Source organism: Pedococcus bigeumensis (assembly GCF_039531795.1).
Lineage (GTDB): Bacteria > Actinomycetota > Actinomycetes > Actinomycetales > Dermatophilaceae > Pedococcus > Pedococcus bigeumensis.
The window spans coordinates 1,326,236-1,342,136 of the sequence record NZ_BAAAQS010000001.1; the positions used below are offsets into that span (position 1 = coordinate 1,326,236).

The window sequence follows — 15,901 nt, forward strand, 5'->3', positions numbered from 1 at the left end:
CATGACGGATGCCATGCAGCCCGACACGGACTTCGCCGGGGCCAGGGACGGCTTCGAGCGCCTGTGGACCCCGCACCGGATGGCCTACGTGACGGGGGAGCGCCCCAGCGACGACGCCGGCGACGGGTGCCCGTTCTGCGCGGCTCCGGCCAAGGACGACCAGGCCGGTCTCATCGTGCACCGCGGCGCCACGTGCTACGTGGTGATGAACCTCTTCCCCTACAACCCCGGGCACGTGCTGGTCTGCCCCTACCGCCACGCCTCGCGCTACGTCGACCTGACCGACGAGGAGACGAGCGAGTTCACGCAGCTGACCAAGGAGGCCATCGCCGCGATCGACGAGGCCTCGGGACCGCACGGCTACAACATCGGGATGAACCAGGGGGCCGTGGCGGGTGCCGGCGTGCAGGCCCACCTGCACCAGCACATCGTCCCGCGCTGGGGAGGCGACGCGAACTTCCTGCCGGTCATCGCCCAGACGAAGGCGCTGCCGATGCTCCTCGAAGACGTGCGGTCACGGCTCGTCGCAGCCTGGCCGGGTGCGGCAGCCGCTCCAGCGGCAGGAAGCTGAGCAGGCAGACCACGAGCGGCAAGAAGTGGATCTTCAGCATCACGTAGGTGCTCAGGTGGAAGCCGGCCCAGAAGAGCAACGCGGCATACAACGCTCTTCCCCTGAGCCACAACAGGATCGGTGAGCAGAACTCAGCCACGAGCACGACCCACTGCAGCGCGTGGGTGAGCGCCGGGTGTGACCCGACCCAGGGACCGATCCCGTTGGGACGCCTGGTGAGCGCCCAGATGAGCGTCGCACCGTTGGCCCAGCCCCCTCCGCCGAAGCGCATCTTCGCGCTGGCCGACAGGAAGTAGATCGAGACCGCGCCGATCTGCACCATCCGGATCGCCCACCCCGCGGCCTGCGACCTCACGTCGACGTCGGCCAGACGGGCCCGGCCGACCGTGGGCAGCACGAAGAGTGCCACCACGAGGGCGAAGTGGTCGTGGTCGACCTTGGAGTAGGCGAACGCGTTGCTCACCCAGTCGAGCACGCCGACGGCGCACACCCAGCCGGCCAGCCTCGGCAGCCGACCCGTGACCGCGATGGCAGAGCTCACCAGGACCACGACCAGGAGGACCCGGACGTAGGCGTGCGAAGGAGCCGGCAGGTGGAGCAGCGACCGGACCTCGAGCCCGCGGTAGAGGCTCGGGGGCACGTCGCCGTGCGGGATGGGGTCGGTGACGATCCACAGCACGTCGAGCCACACGAAGGCGTAGACGAAGAGCCGCAGCCAAGCCACTCGCGCCAGCGAGATCCCGGGCGCGAGGAAGGCCGTGACGGACCACTCCACCCGGTTCACCCGGCGCCTCCCGGCAGGCCGGAGGGCTTGGGTCGCGAGGGATCCCGGACGGTCCACCAGGCGAGCGTGAAGATCGTGGTGGCACCGGTGCCGATCTGCGTGGACGTGTTGCGCAGGTAGATCACGGCGTAGGCGGGCTGGTGGGGCAGGCGTCGTGAGTGCAGGACCGCGATGTCCTGCAGCAGCTCGGGGTGGGCGATGATCCGCGGCGCCTGGCCCTCGATCTCGGCCCGCTCGATGCCGATCATCTCCTTGGAGAGCGGCACCCGGACGACCTCGCCGTCCACCGTGAGGGCGTCCATGGTCAGGGAGTTGATGACCCCGTCGTTGCGCACCGAGAACGCGTACTGCGACATCGGCGCGAACGGCCACCAGTCGTCGTCGCCCACCCACGTGCCGAGGCACACGGTCGTCACGACCGCTGCTGTCACGGCGAGCCGCCACAGCACGGCATACGGACCCAACGCCCTGGTCGTCCCCCTCACGCGGTCATGCTCCCATGCGGGTGACAGACTGGAACCATGGACATGGAGCGGGGACTGCTCATCTTCGACGGCGACTGCGGGTTCTGCACGACCAGTGCACGGTTCGCCACGCGGTGGGTCGACCGCCGCAACCGCTACGACGTCGAGCCCTGGCAGCAGGTCGACCTCGCGCGCTTCGGCCTGACCGAGGCCGACTGCATCGAAGCGGCCCAGTTCGTGCGCCGGGACGGCTCGGTCGCCGCGGCCCACCTGGCCATCGCCGAAGGGCTCAAGCACGGTGCCCCGCTCTGGCGGCCACTCGGCCACCTGGTCACGCTGCCGGGGGTGAGCTGGCTGGCCGGCCGGGTCTACACCTGGGTCGCGGACCACCGCTACGCCCTCCCGGGTGGCACCCCGGCGTGTGCCCCGACGCACCTCTCCGACGGGCCGGTGGCCGGGAAGACGGGCTCAGCCTCAGTAGGCTGACCCCACCATGCTCAACAAGTACGCACGCGCCCTCTTCACGAAGATCTTCACCCCGGTCGCCCGACTGCTGCTCAAGCTGGGTGTCAGTCCCGACGTGGTGACGATCGTCGGCACCCTCGGCGTGTCCGTCGGCGCGCTGGCGTTCTACCCCCGCCACGAGTTCTTCTGGGGCACGGTCGTCATCACGCTCTTCGTCTTCTCCGACACCGTCGACGGCGTCATGGCGCGGATGTCCGGCCGGTCCGGCAAGTGGGGCGCCTACCTCGACTCGACGCTCGACCGCGTGGGCGACTCGGCCATCTTCGGCGGGCTCGTGCTCTGGTATGCCGGTCGGGGCGACGACTTCCTGATGGCCGGGCTCGCCCTCGCCTGTCTCATCCTCGGCAGCGTCGTCTCCTACGCGAAGGCGCGGGCCGAGGGGCTGGGCTTCACCGCCAACGTCGGGATCGCCGAGCGTGCCGACCGGCTGGTCGCCGTCCTCGTGACGACCGGGCTCGTCGGGCTCGGCCTGCCCGAGGTGGTGCTCACCGTCGTGCTCGCCCTGCTCGCGGTCGCCAGCTTCGTCACCGTGCTCCAGCGGATCGTGCTCGTGCGCCAGCAGGCGCTGGGGCAGACCTCCTGAAGCGGCCTGGTGCCATGACCGACCTCGGCGGACTCCTCGCCGTCAGCGGCTACCGCCTCGGGTGGGGCACCGTGCGGCGGCTCCCCGAGCGCGCGGCATACACGGTGTTCGAACGGATCGCCGACCTCACCACCGCCCGCGACGGCAAGGGCGTGCAACGGCTGCGGAGCAACTACGCGAAGGTCCGCCCCGACCTCGACGGGCCGGCTCTCGACGCGCTGGTGCGCGCGGGCATGCGGTCCTACCTGCGCTACTACTGCGAGGCCTTCCGCCTGCCCGACCGCAGCGCCGACGACGTGGCGGCCTCGGTGCGGGTCGCGGGCGACGGGCCGGTGCGCGCCGAGCTCGCGGCCGGGCGACCCGTCGTCTGCTTCCTCGGCCACCTCGGCAACTGGGACCTCGCCGGCGCCTGGGGCACCACCGCCCTCGCGCCGGTGGTGACCGTCGCCGAGCGCCTCGAGCCCGAGGAGGTGTATGCGGAGTTCCTCGCCTTCCGCGAGTCGCTCGGCATGACGATCCTCCCGCTGACCGGCGGTGGCGACGTCTTCGCGCAGCTCCGGGGTCACCTCACCAAGCCGGTGCTGATGCCCCTGCTCGCCGACCGCGACCTCACCGACCGCGGCGTCGAGGTCGACCTGTGCGGCCACCGCACGAAGATGGCAGCGGGTCCCGCCGCGCTGGCGCTGGCCACGGGGGCGGCACTGCACCCGGTGTCGATCCACTACGAACGCCTCGAGCGGCCGAGCTGGAAGCACCGCACCGTCATCACCTTCCACGACCGGGTCGAGGTGCCGGCCACGGGCGCGACCCGCGCCAAGGCGGTGGCCATGACGCAGCAGTGCGCCGACGCGCTCGGGGCCGCCATCGTCGAGCACACGGCCGACTGGCACATGCTCCAACGCGTCTTCCTCGACGACCTCACCCCCCGTGCCGACGAGCCCGCTCGACCCGCCCGCGCCACCGGGACGTGGCCATGAGGATCGGCATCGTCTGCCCCTACTCCTTCGACGTCCCGGGCGGGGTCCAGTTCCACGTCCGTGACCTGGCTGAGCACTTCCTCGGCCAGGGGCACCACGCGTCGGTGCTCGCCCCGGCCGACGACGACACCCCGCTGCCCGACTACGTCGAGTCCGTCGGCCGGTCGGTCCCGGTGCGCTACAACGGGTCGGTGGCCAGGCTGAACTTCGGGCCCCTGACCGCCGCGAGGGTCGGCCGCTGGCTGGAGGCGGGCGACTTCGACGTCCTCCACATCCACGAGCCGGTCACCCCGAGCATCTCCCTGCTCGCGCTCTGGTCCGCCGAGGGTCCCGTGGTGGCGACCTTCCACACCTCCAACCTGCGCTCGAGGGCCATGCAGGCCGCCTACCCGCTGCTGCGCCCCAGCCTGGAGAAGATCAACGGCCGGATCGCCGTCTCCGAGGACGCGCGCCGCACCGTCACGACCCACCTGGGAGGCGACGCCGTCGTCATCCCCAACGGGGTCAACGTCGCCCGCTTCGCCGACGCCCTGCCGGCCGCACGCTGGGCCGGCACCGTCTCCGCACCGACCATCGCCTTCCTGGGCCGTATCGACGAGCCACGCAAGGGACTTCCCGTGCTCGCAGCCGCCATGCCCGCGGTGCTGGCCGCGCACCCTGGCACCAGGGTGCTCGTCGCCGGGCCCGGCGACGTCGAGGCGGCCCGCGAGCGCCTCGACCCGGCGGTCGCCGCGGCCACCGAGTTCCTGGGGATGGTGAGCGACGAGGACAAGGCCGCCCTGCTGTCGTCGGTCGACCTCTACGTAGCGCCACACACCGGCGGCGAGAGCTTCGGCATCGTGCTCGTCGAGGCGATGAGCGCGGGTGCCCCGGTCGTCGCGAGCAACCTGCCCGCCTTCGTCCGCGTCCTCGACGGCGGCCGGGCCGGTTGCACGTTCGAGAACGAGGACGGCGCCGACCTCGGCCGCCACCTCGTGCGGCTGCTCGGCGACCGCGCCGAACGCGAACGCCTGGCCGAGATCGGGCACCGCCGGGCCTGGGTCTTCGACTGGTCAGTCGTGGCCGAGGACGTCATGGCGGTCTACGAGACCGTCACGCACGGGTCCCACGAGCTGCGGTCCGACGCCGCGTTCGACACCCGGTGGACCCGGCTGCTGCGCGGTCGTCGAAGAGGCGAGGACTGATGGACACACTCACCTGGGGTGTCGTCGTGGTGGCGGTGCTGCTCGGCGTCGCCTGGTACCTCTCCTACAGCGCGGCCCGGCTCGACCGCCTGCACACCCGGGCCGAGGGTGCGTTGTCCGCCCTGGACGCCCAGCTGGTGCGTCGGGCCGAGGCCACCCTCGAGCTGGCCAACTCGGGGGCCGTCGACCCGGCCAGCGCCCTGATGCTGGCGGGGGCGGCCTCGGAGTCCCTCGAGGCGCACAACGAGCGGGCGCTCGAGCACGACTTCCTCGACGGCCAGAGCTTCGGTGCCCGTGAGGTGCTCGAGAGCGACCTCACCGAGGCGTTGCAGGCGGCCCTGACCGCCGATGTCGTGGCCGGCCTGCGCGCCGAGGGCACGGACGCCCTCGGTGCGAGCGCGCTCCAGCGGGTCGAGGCCGCCGGGGTCCGCGTCCAGCTGGCGCGACGGTTCCTCAATGACGCGGTGACCGACGTGCGCCGGGTCCGCCGCAAGCCCGTGGTGCGGCTGTTCCGCCTCGCCGGGCACGCCGACCTGCCGCGCACCGTCGAGTTCGACGACGAGCTGCCGCCAGCCGTCCGCGACTGAACTCCTCCCGCGCCCCGACTTGTTGCCACCAGGTGGGCACGGAAGCCCCGAAACGGTGGTCGGCTGACCAGCAGGACGCAACAAGTCCCCTCGCGCCGTGACTTGTTGCCATCAAGTGGGCACGGAAGCCCCGAAACGGTGGTCGGCTGACCAGCAGGACGCAACACGTCGTCCGCGGGTGCGGGGCTGAGCCGGGGTCGGGTGCGCCTGCCGGACCCACTAAACTCGGCTGTGAAGCGCGTCCCCTGCGCTGCGCCCTGCACATTCTTGGAGTGACCCATGTCCGCGGACACCACCACCCCCAGCCAGCCCACCACCGGCACGTCGCGCGTGAAGCGCGGCATGGCCGAGATGCTCAAGGGCGGCGTCATCATGGACGTCGTCAACGTCGAGCAGGCCAAGATCGCCGAGGACGCCGGAGCGGTCGCCGTGATGGCCCTCGAGCGGGTCCCGGCCGACATCCGCGCCCAGGGTGGCGTCTCGCGCATGTCCGACCCCGACATGATCGACGGCATCATCGAGGCCGTCTCGATCCCCGTCATGGCCAAGGCCCGCATCGGTCACTTCGTCGAGGCCCAGGTGCTGCAGTCCCTCGGTGTCGACTACATCGACGAGTCCGAGGTGCTGACCCCGGCCGACTACGCCAACCACATCGACAAGTGGAACTTCACGGTGCCGTTCGTCTGTGGTGCGACCAACCTCGGCGAGGCCCTTCGCCGCATCACCGAGGGCGCGGCGATGATCCGCTCCAAGGGTGAGGCGGGCACCGGCGACGTCTCCAACGCCACCACCCACATGCGCCAGATCCGCCAGCAGATCCGCAAGCTCCAGAACCTCCCCGAGGACGAGCTCTTCGTCGCGGCCAAGGAGCTGCAGGCGCCCTACGACCTGGTCAAGGAGGTCGCCGAGCTCGGCAAGCTCCCCGTGGTCCTGTTCACCGCCGGTGGCATCGCGACCCCGGCCGACGCGGCGATGATGATGCAGCTCGGCGCCGAGGGTGTCTTCGTCGGCTCCGGCATCTTCAAGTCCGGCAACCCGGCCCAGCGCGCCGAGGCGATCGTCAAGGCGACGACCTTCTTCGACGACCCCGACGTGATCGCCAAGGTCTCGCGCGGCCTGGGCGAGGCGATGGTGGGCCTCAACGTCGACGAGATCCCCGAGCCGCACCGCCTGGCCGAGCGCGGCTGGTAGTCACCACCGACCTGACACAGCACGGCGCCGGGTGGCTCGACCACCCGGCGCCGTCCTGTGTCTTGGAACCGTCAGGTGACCGTGCTGCGGGCGCGGAACTCGTCGCGCTCGTACTCGCGCCCCTCGAGCACGGCGGCGACGTGCTCGGCCGCGGCGACGACGTCGGCGTGCGAGAGGTAGAGCGGGCTGAAGCCGAGTCGCACGATGTCGACCTCCCGGAAGTCACCGATCACCCCGCGGGCGATGAGCGCCTGCACCACGGCATACGCCTCGGGGTGCCGCAGGCTCACCTGGGAGCCGCGCCGCGCCTCGTCGCGGGGCGTCGCGAGCGGGAGGTCGACGCCGAGGGCGTCCAGCGCCTCGATGAAGAGCCCGGTCAGCGACAGCGACCGGGCGCGCACGTCCTCGATCGAGAGCCCGTCGTATGCCGTGAGCGCACCTTCCAGCGTGAGCAGGCTCAGTAGAGGAGCGGTGCCCACCCGGGCCCGCGTGATGCTGGCGGCCGGGTCGTAGTCGGTGGACATCCCGAACGGGTTGGCGTGACCCTGCCAGCCGGCCAGCGGGTTGTCGAAGTCGGCCAGGTGCTCGCGCCGGACGTAGATGAAGGCGGGGGCGCCCGGGCCTCCGCTCAGGTACTTGTAGCCGCAGCCGACCGCGAGGTCGGCTCCACCCTCGTCGAGCCCTACCGGCATCGCACCGGCGGAGTGGCAGAGGTCCCAGCAGACCAGGGCGCCGACCGCGTGGGCCGCCCGGGTGAGGGCGGGCAGGTCCCACTGCTCCCCGGTGCGGTAGTCCACCTGCGAGTAGGCGGCCAGCGCCAGGGAGTCACCCAGCTCGGCGATGCGGGCCGGCGCCTCAGGGGTGGGCACGAGCTCGAGCGTCAGGCCCAGCAGGTCACAGGCCGACCGGGTGATGTAGACGTCGGTCGGGAAGGAGTCGGGGTCGGTCAGCACGGTGCTGCGACCCGGGCGCATCCGCGACGCCGCGACGATGGTCTTGAACAGGTTGACCGACGTCGAGTCGGTGACGACCACCTGGCCGGGAGCGGCCCCCACCAGCGCGCCGATGCGGTCGCCGACGCGCTCGGGCGCGCCCCACCAGTCGGACTCGTTCCACGCCCTGATGAGCTGCTCGCCCCACTGCCGGGTGACCACGTCGGCGGCGGTCCGCTCGGCCTCGAGCGACAGGGCCCCGAGCGAGTTGCCGTCGAGGTAGATGACGCCTTCGGGGATGCGGAAGGCGCTGCGACGGTCGGTCGCGGAGTGCTGGGCGTCGAGGTCGCGGGCGCGGGCGGCAAGGTCGGTCATGTCCGCAACCTATAGGGGGCCCCGGGGCTGATGTCAGGGACCTGAGGCCACGAGTTCCGGTGCCGGTGCGGCGTACCCTGACGCTGGGAGGTGGACATGGCGGGCACACCCACGATCGAGGAGCTGGAACGCGAGGCCGACGCGGCGTGGTGGCGCGGAGACGGTGCGGCGTCGATGTCCGCGTCCGAGCAGGTCTACCGGCGCCGGCTCGAGGCGGGGGACAACGCGGGGGCGGCGCACCAGGCCCTCACCCTCACCCTCGAGTGGGCGACGCGCGGCGACATCGAGGTCGCCTCGGGGTGGCTCAACCGGGCCCGCAAGCTCCTGGCCGCCAGCCCGCCGTCCGCGGACCACGGCTACCTCGCCTACCTCGAAGCGACGATCGCGATGGAGACCGAGGGTGACCCTGCGCCCGCGTGGTCCGCCTCGGCGGACCTGTCCACCATGGCCACCACCTTCGCCGACCCGGCGCTGGCCTGCTTCGCGCTCGTGCTGTCCGGCGTCGCCGCGGTGCGGGAAGGACGCACGAGGGACGGGTTCGGTGACCTCGACGAGGCGATGCTCCCGGTGCTGGCCGGTCAGGTGCCCCCGCTCTGGTCCGGTGACATCTACTGCTCGGTGATCCACCTCTGCGAGGGCCTGGGCGACCTGGCCAGGGTCCGGGCCTGGACCGACGCCCTGGACCGTTGGGCGAGACCCCAGTCCGCAACCTTCATGTATGCCGGGGTGACCCGCATCCACCAGCTCCAGGTCATCGCCGCTGAGGGCGACTGGGACCTCGTCGAGGCCGAGCTCGGGCGCCGCAGCGAGGGACTCGTGGGGTCGCACGGCTGGCTCGCCGGCGCCGGGTACCACGAGCTGGGGGAGGTGCGACGTTTGCGCGGCGAGGTGGAGGCTGCAGCGGAGGCGTTCGACGCCGCGCTGGCGCTCGGGGTCGACCCCCAGCCGGGCCTCGCGCTCCTGACCCGAGACCGGTCCGGTCCCGAAGCGGGCCTCAGCTCGCTCCGAGCCAGCCTGGGCCAGCGGGGGCGGCTCGAACGCGCCCGCCTGCTCAGTGCGGCGGTGGGGCTCGCGTTGGAGGGCGGCGACCCGGCATACGCCCAGGCGCTGGCCGACGAGGCGGAGGCCACCGCCGAGCGGTATGGAACCCCCGGTCTGGTGGCCGGTGCGGCTCGGGCGCGTGCGCTGGTGCTGCTCGACCAGGGGCGTCCGGACGAGGCCATCCCCCACCTCGAGCGGGCCGCCCGGGTCTACCGCGACCAGCGCTACCGGTATGCCAGCGCCCAGGTGCACGAAGGCCTCGCTGAAGCCCACGGCCTCCTGGGACGCGAGCCGGCCGCGCGGGCCGAGATCGCCTGCGCGAGGGAGATCTACCGCCAGCTCGGAGCGGTGACCGACCTCGCGCGGCTCAGCCGGCCGGTCCTCCCGGCCGGCTTGACCCCGCGCGAGGTGGAGGTCCTGGCCTGCATCGCCTCCGGTGCCAGCAACCGGGAGGTGGCCAGTCGGCTCTTCATCAGCGACAAGACGGTGGGTCGACACCTCGCCAACATCTACCTCAAGGCCGGCGTCACCACCCGCACCGCTGCTGCGGCCTGGGCCCGCTCGCAGGGCATCGCCGCGCGCGAACGGGTCTGAGCCGCAGGAGCCGTGGGCCTGCAGCATCCGCACCACAGGGGCCGGCGCGATCTGCACGATCCGCCCGACGCGTCACCCGGTCCGCTGCTCCTAGCGTCGAGGGCACGAGGTCACACCGCCCGAGGTGGACCCGGACCCGGAGGGAGCACACCATGACCACACTCGACGAGCCGGCCGTCTCGACGGCCGACGAGACCCAGGACGCGCAAGGTGCCGTGGCCGAGCGCATGGTCCAGATCCTCAACGACGGCGCGATCAACGTCCTCGGCAGCATCGGGCACCAGCTCGGAATCTTCGATGTCCTCACCACCCTGCCGTGGGCGACGAGCGAGCAGGTGGCCGATGCGGCTGGGCTGACCGAGCGGTACGTCCGCGAGTGGCTCGGCGGGGTCGTCACCGCGGGCTGGGTGGAGTACGACCCCGACGGCCGGCTCTACCGGATCTCCCCGGACCACGCGCCCTTCCTCACCGGTACCGGGGTCGACAACATCGCTCGCACGATGGGCCTGATCACGCTCATGGGTGAGGTGACGCCGAAGGTGCTCGACACCTTCCGCCAGGGCGGCGGCCTGACCTATGCCGACTACCCGGGCTTCCACGACGCGCAGGCCGCGGACAGCGCCGCGGTCAACGACGCCTCCCTCCTCGACACGATCGTGCCCCTGACGGGCATCGTCGACCGGCTGCGCGCGGGCATCGACGTGGCCGACATCGGCTGCGGCGAGGGGCATGCCGTGAACCTGCTGGCCCGCGAGTTCCCGAACAGCCGGTTCTCGGGCTTCGACTTCAGCCCGGACGCGCTCGGGCCGGCTCGCGCCGAGGCTGCTGAGTGGGGGCTGACCAACGCGACCTTCGTCGAGTGCGACGTCGCGGGCGAGGTCGACGAGGAGGCCTACGACCTCGTCACGGCCTTCGACGCCATCCACGACCAGGCGCACCCCGCCGTGGTGCTGTCCAACATCCGCCGGTCGCTGCGCCCCGGAGGGACCTTCCTCATGGTCGACATCAAGGCGTCCAGCCACCTGGAGAACAACCTTGAGCTGCCGTGGGCCAGCTTCCTCTACGCCGTGTCCACCGTGCACTGCATGTCGGTGTCGCTCGGTCAGGACGGCGACGGGCTGGGAACCGTGTGGGGCACCGAGCTGGCGACACAGATGCTGCGGGAGGCCGGGTTCGACGAGGTGCGGCAGTACGAGCTGGAGCAGGATCCCTTCAACGCGTACTTCGTCTCCCGTCGAGGCAGCGTCACTCAGAGGTAGGCGGTCCCTCCGGCAGCACCATGAACAGCACCGGCAGGTGGTCGTCGGGGAGCCACCAGGGACGACCCTCGCCGACCACCTGCCACCCGGTGCGCCGGTAGAGCTCGACGGCGGAGGTGGTCTCCTGCACGACGTCGAGCACGGGCGTGCGGCCGGACGCGCGGATCGCCCCGACGGCCCGCGCGAGCAACGCCGTGCCGATGCCGCGGCCGACGACCGTGTGGTCGACGAACAGCACGGAGACCGCGGCGAGCTCCTCGCGCGGACGGCCCGCCCCCGCGGTCCACAGGTCGGCCTCCAGGCCGGGCTCGACGCGCGACACCGCGACGTGGCCGACCACCTGGTCGCCGAGCTCGGCGACCCAGGCCGCGTCCTCGTCGGCCCGCGCGATGAACGACTCGACCGGGAAGGGCAGCGGCCAGTTCTGGGGATACCCCGAGTGCGGCTGCTGCGCGGCCAGCACGCCGGCCAGGGCTGGGATGTCGTCGCCGGTGCGCTCCCGCACCACCACCTCGCTCACGGCGCCAGTCATGGCGCCACTGTAGGTCGGGGGCGGGCCGGGGCGAGGCGGCGGTCCGTGCGCCCGTAGCATTCCGGGCGTGACCGACCAGCCCACCATCGGAGTGCTCGCCGTCCAGGGGGACGTGCGCGAGCACCTGTATGCCGTGGAGCAAGCGGGTGCGCGCGCCACCACCGTGCGCCGCACGACCGAGCTCGACACGGTCGACGCGCTCATCATCCCGGGGGGCGAGTCGACGACCATGGACAAGCTGGTCCGGGCCTTCGGGCTGCGCGACCCCTTGCGCGAGAGGCTGGGAGCCGGCATGCCGGCATACGGGTCCTGCGCGGGCATGATCATGCTCGCCGACCGCATCGCCGACGCGCGTCCGGACCAGCAGACCCTCGGGGGGCTCGACATCACGGTGCGGCGCAACGCGTTCGGTCGGCAGGTCGACTCCTTCGAGGAGGACCTGCACATCCGCGCCATCGGCGGCGCCCCCATGCGGGCCGTCTTCATCCGGGCCCCGTGGGTCGAGGAGGTGGGGGAGGGCGTCGACGTGCTGGCCCGCGTCGAGGACGGACCCGCCGCAGGTAGGATCGTCGCCGTTCGTCAGGGGTCGCTGATGGCCACCTCCTTCCACCCGGAAGTGACCGGTGACCACCGGTTCCACCAGTTGTTCGTCGAGATCGTGAGAGGCAAGGCATGAGCGGCCACAGCAAATGGGCAACCACGAAGCACAAGAAGGCTGCCATCGACGCGAAGCGGGGCAAGCTCTTCGCCAAGCTCATCAAGAACATCGAGGTCGCGGCCCGCACGGGCGGTGGTGACCCCACCGGCAACCCGACGCTCTACGACGCCATCCAGAAGGCCAAGAAGACCTCGGTGCCCAACACCAACATCGACAACGCGGTCAAGCGCGGGTCCGGTGCGACGGCGGGCGGCTCAGACTGGGAGACCATCACCTACGAGGGCTACGCCCCCGGCGGCGTCGCCGTGCTCATCGAGTGCCTGACCGACAACCGCAACCGCGCGGCCGCCGAGGTGCGGACCGCACTGACGCGCAACGGCGGCCAGCTGGCCGACCCCGGTTCGGTGTCCTATGTCTTCGACCGCAAGGGCGTCGTCATCGTCCCCAAGGGCGACAAGACCGAGGACGACATCCTCGAGGTGGTGCTGGAGGCCGGCGCCGACGAGGTCAACGACCTCGGCGACTCCTACGAGATCATCTCCGAGGCGACCGACTTCGTCGCCGTCCGCAAGGCCGTCCAGGACGCCGGCATCGACTACGACTCGGCCGAGGCGTCCTGGGTCCCCAACCTCAAGGTGCCGCTCGACGCCGACGGGGCGCGCAAGATGATCCGCGTCATCGAGGCCCTCGAGGACTCCGACGACGTACAGGACGTCTTCGCCAACGGTGACATCAGCGACGAGGTGCTCGCCGAGATCGAGGACGACGACGAGTAGAGGCGTGTTGCTGCGCCTGCAGGTGCGGACCGGTGTGTAGCGTTCGACCCGAACACTTGTTCGGACCCGCGGCGCTGCAGATGGCACCGTGGTCGGGAGATGAGGGAGCAGCTGTCGTGCGCGTACTCGGGGTCGACCCCGGCCTGACCCGGTGTGGCATCGGGGTGGTCGAGGGAGGTCGTGGCCGACAGGTCCGGCTGGTGGCCGTCGGGGTCGTGCGCTCGCCCGCGACCGAGCCCACCGCGGAGCGGCTGCTCTACCTGCAGACCGAGCTCGACACCTGGCTCGACCGGTTCCGGCCCGATGCGATCGCGGTCGAGCAGGTCTTCGCCGACGTCAACGTCGCCAGCGTCATGCACACCATGCAGGCCTCCGCCATCCCGCTCCTGGCCGCCGCTCGACGCGGGCTGCCGGTGGAGCTGCACACGCCCACCGCGGTCAAGGCAGCGGTGACCGGGTCCGGGCGGGCGGACAAGGCGCAGGTCACGGCCATGGTCACCCGCCTGCTGCGACTGGAGTCCGCGCCCAAGCCGGCCGACGCGGCCGACGCCCTCGCCATCGCCATCTGCCACCTCTGGCAGGGCGCGGCGACGAGCCGCCTGCAGGACGCGGCCCGCGCCGAGCAGGCCCGGCTCCGGGCCGCGGTGGCCCGGTGATCGCCAGCGTCCGCGGCGCGGTGCGCCACGTGGGCCTCGACCGGGTCGTCGTGGAGGTCGGGGGAGTCGGCATGCTCCTGCACACCACTCCCGCCACCGCATCGGCCCTGCACCTCGGTCAGGAGGCGCTGCTCGCCACGACACTGGTCGTGCGCGAGGACTCGCTCACCCTCTACGCCTTCGGCTCCGCCGACGAGCGCGACATCTTCGAGCAGGTGCAGACCGTGTCCGGAGTCGGGCCCCGCATCGCCCTCGCCATGCTCTCGGTGCTCGCTCCCGACCGGCTGCGCGCGGCCGTCACCAGCTCCGACCTCGCGACACTCACCAAGGTGCCGGGCATCGGCAGGAAGGGCGCCGAGCGCATCGTGCTCGAGCTGCGCGACAAGCTCGCCATGCCGTCCGGCGCGGCACCCGGGGCGACCGCGGCCCCGGCGAGCCCCAGCGCCGCCTGGCGCGACCAGGTGGCCGAGGCCCTCGTCGGGCTCGGCTACTCCGCCAAGCAGGCCGAGGACGCCGTGTCGCGTGCCGCCGAAGCCGCGCCCGCCGGGGCGGACGTGTCGGCGATGCTCCGCGCAGCCCTGCGCGAGCTGGGGCGCTAGGTCATGGCTGACGGCTTCTCCTCCGAGATGTTCGAGGACTCGTCGGTCGACGCCACGGCGCGCGTGGTCGACGCCGACAGCGAGGGCGACGAGCGCACCGTCGAGGCGGCCCTGCGCCCCCGACGGCTGAGCGAGTTCACCGGTCAGGCGCGGGTCCGCGACCAGCTCTCGCTCGTCCTCGAGGCCGCTCGCCGACGCGGCACCCCACCCGACCACGTGCTCCTGTCCGGCCCGCCCGGTCTCGGCAAGACCACCCTGGCGATGCTGATCGGCACCGAGCTGGAGCGCCCCATCCGCATCACCAGCGGCCCGGCGATCCAGCACGCGGGCGACCTCGCCGCCGTGCTCTCCTCGCTGATGGAGGGCGAGGTGCTCTTCCTCGACGAGATCCACCGGATGTCGCGCTCGGCCGAGGAGATGCTCTACCTCGCGATGGAGGACTTCCGGGTCGACGTCATCGTCGGCAAGGGGCCCGGCGCCACCGCGATCCCGCTCGAGCTGCCGGCCTTCACGGTCGTGGGCGCGACCACCCGCGCCGGGTTGCTGCCCGCCCCGCTGCGCGACCGCTTCGGCTTCACCGGACACCTCGACTTCTACGCCGCCGACGACCTCGTCACGATCCTCGAGCGCTCGGCCCGGTTGCTCGAGGTGTCTGCCGACACCGACGGGATCACCGAGATCGCCCGCCGCTCCCGTGGCACACCGCGGATCGCCAACCGGCTCCTGCGCCGGGTGCGTGACTGGGCGCAGGTGCACGGACGCCACGTCGTCGACGAGGAAGCGGCCCATGCCGCCCTCGCGCTCTTCGACGTGGACGACCGCGGCCTCGACCGGCTCGACCGGGCCGTGCTCGACTCGCTCTGCCGGCGGTTCGCCGGCGGTCCGGTCGGGCTGTCGACCCTGGCCGTCGCAGTGGGGGAGGAGGCCGACACCGTCGAGACGGTCGCCGAGCCGTTCCTCGTCCGCGAGGGCTTCATCACCCGCACCCCGCGTGGCCGCGCTGCCACCGCCCTGGCCTGGGAGCACCTCGGCCTCACCCCGCCGGCGGGGCACGTCGCCCAGCCGAGCCTGCCGCTCGACACCGGCGAGGGCCGCTTCGGGAGCTGACCACCCCCAAAGGTCACAATTGGAACGCAGCCACGGTGAGGCACGTTGGTCGGTATGCCGTGCGTCACCTACACTCGGGCGGTCCCCCGGCTGGAGTCGGGGACTTGCGTGTGCCCGACTGCGTGGCGCCGCACACCGCCTGCCCCAACCCGAAGGGACTGCTCCATGACGTTAGGCATGCCGGCCACGCTGGCGGCGGTCACGGCTTCCGGCGGCGGCTCGCCGGTCGCGAGCCTGCTGATCTTCGCGCTGCCCGTCCTGCTGATCGTCTTCATGGTGTTCAGCCAGCGTCGTCGCCAGCGTGAGGTGCAGTCGCTGCAGGCGACGCTCTCCGTCGGCGACGAGGTCTGCACGACCTCCGGCCTGTTCGGCACCATCAAGTCCCTCGATGACAAAACCGCCACCCTGGAGATCAGCCCCGGGGTCACCGTCCGTTTCGACCGGCGAGCCATCGGCACCAAGACGGCGCCGACCGGCCCGGTCGAACCCGGCACCACCGAGTAGAG

Annotated in this window: 19 protein-coding genes; 15 read left to right on the top strand and 4 right to left on the bottom strand. The window is 71.9% G+C overall.

The features are described 5' to 3' along the window. The first annotated feature begins 1 nt into the window (after position 1). The gene (locus tag ABD262_RS06370) at positions 2–571 is read left to right on the top strand and encodes an HIT family protein (RefSeq protein WP_344132812.1); all 570 of its coding nucleotides are present in this window, start codon (positions 2–4) and stop codon (positions 569–571) included. Here ABD262_RS06370 and ABD262_RS06375 read toward each other — a convergent pair. Together ABD262_RS06375 and ABD262_RS06380 are read right to left on the bottom strand one after the other, a co-directional pair. Continuing rightward, positions 468–1,355 carry a hypothetical protein gene (locus ABD262_RS06375; protein ID WP_344132815.1) on the bottom strand — a complete coding sequence of 296 codons (888 nt, stop codon included), beginning with the start codon at positions 1,353–1,355 and terminating at the stop codon, positions 468–470. The genes ABD262_RS06370 and ABD262_RS06375 overlap by 104 nt on opposite strands. Next, on the bottom strand, positions 1,352–1,840 hold the full coding sequence (locus tag ABD262_RS06380) for a hypothetical protein (protein WP_344132818.1): 489 nt from the start codon (positions 1,838–1,840) through the stop codon (positions 1,352–1,354). Before ABD262_RS06380 ends, ABD262_RS06375 begins: the two co-directional genes overlap by 4 nt. A gap of 36 nt (positions 1,841–1,876) precedes the next feature. Here ABD262_RS06380 and ABD262_RS06385 point away from each other — a divergent pair, with 36 nt between their 5' ends. The 6 genes from ABD262_RS06385 (at position 1,877) to pdxS (ending at position 6,866) form a co-directional block, all read left to right on the top strand. Next, positions 1,877–2,305, top strand: coding sequence for a thiol-disulfide oxidoreductase DCC family protein (locus ABD262_RS06385; protein ID WP_344132821.1), 429 nt, complete (start codon positions 1,877–1,879; stop codon positions 2,303–2,305). Positions 2,306–2,312: 7 nt separating this feature from the next. After that, entirely contained in the window at positions 2,313–2,927 is a 615-nt protein-coding gene (gene pgsA / locus ABD262_RS06390) for a phosphatidylinositol phosphate synthase (protein ID WP_344132825.1), read from the top strand. 14 nt (positions 2,928–2,941) lie between these two features. Next, positions 2,942–3,904 (top strand): phosphatidylinositol mannoside acyltransferase, encoded by a 963-nt coding sequence (locus ABD262_RS06395; protein ID WP_344132828.1) that lies wholly within the window; start codon positions 2,942–2,944, stop codon positions 3,902–3,904. Further along, a complete protein-coding gene (locus ABD262_RS06400; RefSeq protein WP_344132831.1) occupies positions 3,901–5,088 on the top strand; it encodes a glycosyltransferase family 4 protein in 1,188 nt (395 codons plus the stop codon). Before ABD262_RS06395 ends, ABD262_RS06400 begins: the two co-directional genes overlap by 4 nt. After that, the gene (locus ABD262_RS06405) at positions 5,088–5,675 is read left to right on the top strand and encodes a hypothetical protein (RefSeq protein ID WP_344132834.1); all 588 of its coding nucleotides are present in this window, start codon (positions 5,088–5,090) and stop codon (positions 5,673–5,675) included. The genes ABD262_RS06400 and ABD262_RS06405 overlap by 1 nt, the downstream gene beginning before the upstream one ends. A 279-nt stretch (positions 5,676–5,954) precedes the next feature. Beyond that, positions 5,955–6,866, top strand: coding sequence for a pyridoxal 5'-phosphate synthase lyase subunit PdxS (pdxS, locus tag ABD262_RS06410; protein ID WP_344132837.1), 912 nt, complete (start codon positions 5,955–5,957; stop codon positions 6,864–6,866). A 71-nt stretch (positions 6,867–6,937) separates the two neighbouring features. On the opposite strand, the gene kynU is transcribed toward pdxS, so the two are convergent. Further along, positions 6,938–8,173: a kynureninase gene (gene kynU / locus ABD262_RS06415; protein WP_344132839.1), complete on the bottom strand. Its 1,236-nt coding sequence runs from the start codon at positions 8,171–8,173 to the stop codon at positions 6,938–6,940. Positions 8,174–8,269: 96 nt separating this feature from the next. On the opposite strand from kynU, the gene ABD262_RS06420 reads away from it, so the two are divergent. Both ABD262_RS06420 and ABD262_RS06425 read left to right on the top strand, forming a co-directional pair. After that, a complete protein-coding gene (locus ABD262_RS06420) occupies positions 8,270–9,808 on the top strand; it encodes a LuxR C-terminal-related transcriptional regulator (protein WP_344132842.1) in 1,539 nt (512 codons plus the stop codon). A 152-nt stretch (positions 9,809–9,960) separates the two neighbouring features. After that, positions 9,961–11,067, top strand: coding sequence for a class I SAM-dependent methyltransferase (locus tag ABD262_RS06425; protein WP_344132845.1), 1,107 nt, complete (start codon positions 9,961–9,963; stop codon positions 11,065–11,067). Here the strand turns inward: ABD262_RS06425 and ABD262_RS06430 are convergent. After that, positions 11,054–11,599: a GNAT family N-acetyltransferase gene (locus ABD262_RS06430; protein WP_344132848.1), complete on the bottom strand. Its 546-nt coding sequence runs from the start codon at positions 11,597–11,599 to the stop codon at positions 11,054–11,056. The genes ABD262_RS06425 and ABD262_RS06430 overlap by 14 nt on opposite strands. 67 nt (positions 11,600–11,666) lie before the next feature. Here ABD262_RS06430 and pdxT point away from each other — a divergent pair, with 67 nt between their 5' ends. The 6 genes from pdxT to yajC all read left to right on the top strand — a co-directional run bounded on the left by pdxT (position 11,667) and on the right by yajC (position 15,899). After that, on the top strand, positions 11,667–12,275 hold the full coding sequence (pdxT, locus tag ABD262_RS06435) for a pyridoxal 5'-phosphate synthase glutaminase subunit PdxT (protein ID WP_344132851.1): 609 nt from the start codon (positions 11,667–11,669) through the stop codon (positions 12,273–12,275). Then, the gene (locus ABD262_RS06440) at positions 12,272–13,033 is read left to right on the top strand and encodes a YebC/PmpR family DNA-binding transcriptional regulator (RefSeq protein ID WP_344132854.1); all 762 of its coding nucleotides are present in this window, start codon (positions 12,272–12,274) and stop codon (positions 13,031–13,033) included. The genes pdxT and ABD262_RS06440 overlap by 4 nt, the downstream gene beginning before the upstream one ends. Positions 13,034–13,149: 116 nt before the next feature. After that, positions 13,150–13,689, top strand: coding sequence for a crossover junction endodeoxyribonuclease RuvC (gene ruvC / locus ABD262_RS06445; protein WP_344132857.1), 540 nt, complete (start codon positions 13,150–13,152; stop codon positions 13,687–13,689). Next, positions 13,686–14,288 (top strand): Holliday junction branch migration protein RuvA, encoded by a 603-nt coding sequence (gene ruvA, locus ABD262_RS06450; protein WP_344132860.1) that lies wholly within the window; start codon positions 13,686–13,688, stop codon positions 14,286–14,288. Before ruvC ends, ruvA begins: the two co-directional genes overlap by 4 nt. 3 nt (positions 14,289–14,291) lie before the next feature. Then, positions 14,292–15,395, top strand: a complete 1,104-nt coding sequence (gene ruvB / locus ABD262_RS06455) for a Holliday junction branch migration DNA helicase RuvB (protein ID WP_344132863.1) — start codon at positions 14,292–14,294, stop codon at positions 15,393–15,395. A 165-nt stretch (positions 15,396–15,560) separates the two neighbouring features. Further along, on the top strand, positions 15,561–15,899 hold the full coding sequence (yajC, locus tag ABD262_RS06460; RefSeq protein WP_344132866.1) for a preprotein translocase subunit YajC: 339 nt from the start codon (positions 15,561–15,563) through the stop codon (positions 15,897–15,899). Positions 15,900–15,901 lie beyond the last annotated feature (2 nt).

Excerpts from the sequence above, each read along its gene's own strand:
- ABD262_RS06370 (WP_344132812.1), top strand. The coding sequence starts at position 2 with ATGACGGATGCCATGCAGCCCGACACGGACTTCGCCGGGGCCAGGGAC.
- ABD262_RS06385 (WP_344132821.1), top strand. The coding sequence starts at position 1,877 with ATGGACATGGAGCGGGGACTGCTCATCTTCGACGGCGACTGCGGGTTC.
- pgsA (WP_344132825.1), top strand. The coding sequence starts at position 2,313 with ATGCTCAACAAGTACGCACGCGCCCTCTTCACGAAGATCTTCACCCCG.
- ABD262_RS06395 (WP_344132828.1), top strand. The coding sequence starts at position 2,942 with ATGACCGACCTCGGCGGACTCCTCGCCGTCAGCGGCTACCGCCTCGGG.
- ABD262_RS06400 (WP_344132831.1), top strand. The coding sequence starts at position 3,901 with ATGAGGATCGGCATCGTCTGCCCCTACTCCTTCGACGTCCCGGGCGGG.
- ABD262_RS06405 (WP_344132834.1), top strand. The coding sequence starts at position 5,088 with ATGGACACACTCACCTGGGGTGTCGTCGTGGTGGCGGTGCTGCTCGGC.
- pdxS (WP_344132837.1), top strand. The coding sequence starts at position 5,955 with ATGTCCGCGGACACCACCACCCCCAGCCAGCCCACCACCGGCACGTCG.
- kynU (WP_344132839.1), bottom strand. The coding sequence starts at position 8,173 with ATGACCGACCTTGCCGCCCGCGCCCGCGACCTCGACGCCCAGCACTCC.
- ABD262_RS06420 (WP_344132842.1), top strand. The coding sequence starts at position 8,270 with ATGGCGGGCACACCCACGATCGAGGAGCTGGAACGCGAGGCCGACGCG.
- ABD262_RS06425 (WP_344132845.1), top strand. The coding sequence starts at position 9,961 with ATGACCACACTCGACGAGCCGGCCGTCTCGACGGCCGACGAGACCCAG.
- ABD262_RS06430 (WP_344132848.1), bottom strand. The coding sequence starts at position 11,599 with ATGACTGGCGCCGTGAGCGAGGTGGTGGTGCGGGAGCGCACCGGCGAC.
- ABD262_RS06440 (WP_344132854.1), top strand. The coding sequence starts at position 12,272 with ATGAGCGGCCACAGCAAATGGGCAACCACGAAGCACAAGAAGGCTGCC.
- ruvB (WP_344132863.1), top strand. The coding sequence starts at position 14,292 with ATGGCTGACGGCTTCTCCTCCGAGATGTTCGAGGACTCGTCGGTCGAC.
- yajC (WP_344132866.1), top strand. The coding sequence starts at position 15,561 with ATGACGTTAGGCATGCCGGCCACGCTGGCGGCGGTCACGGCTTCCGGC.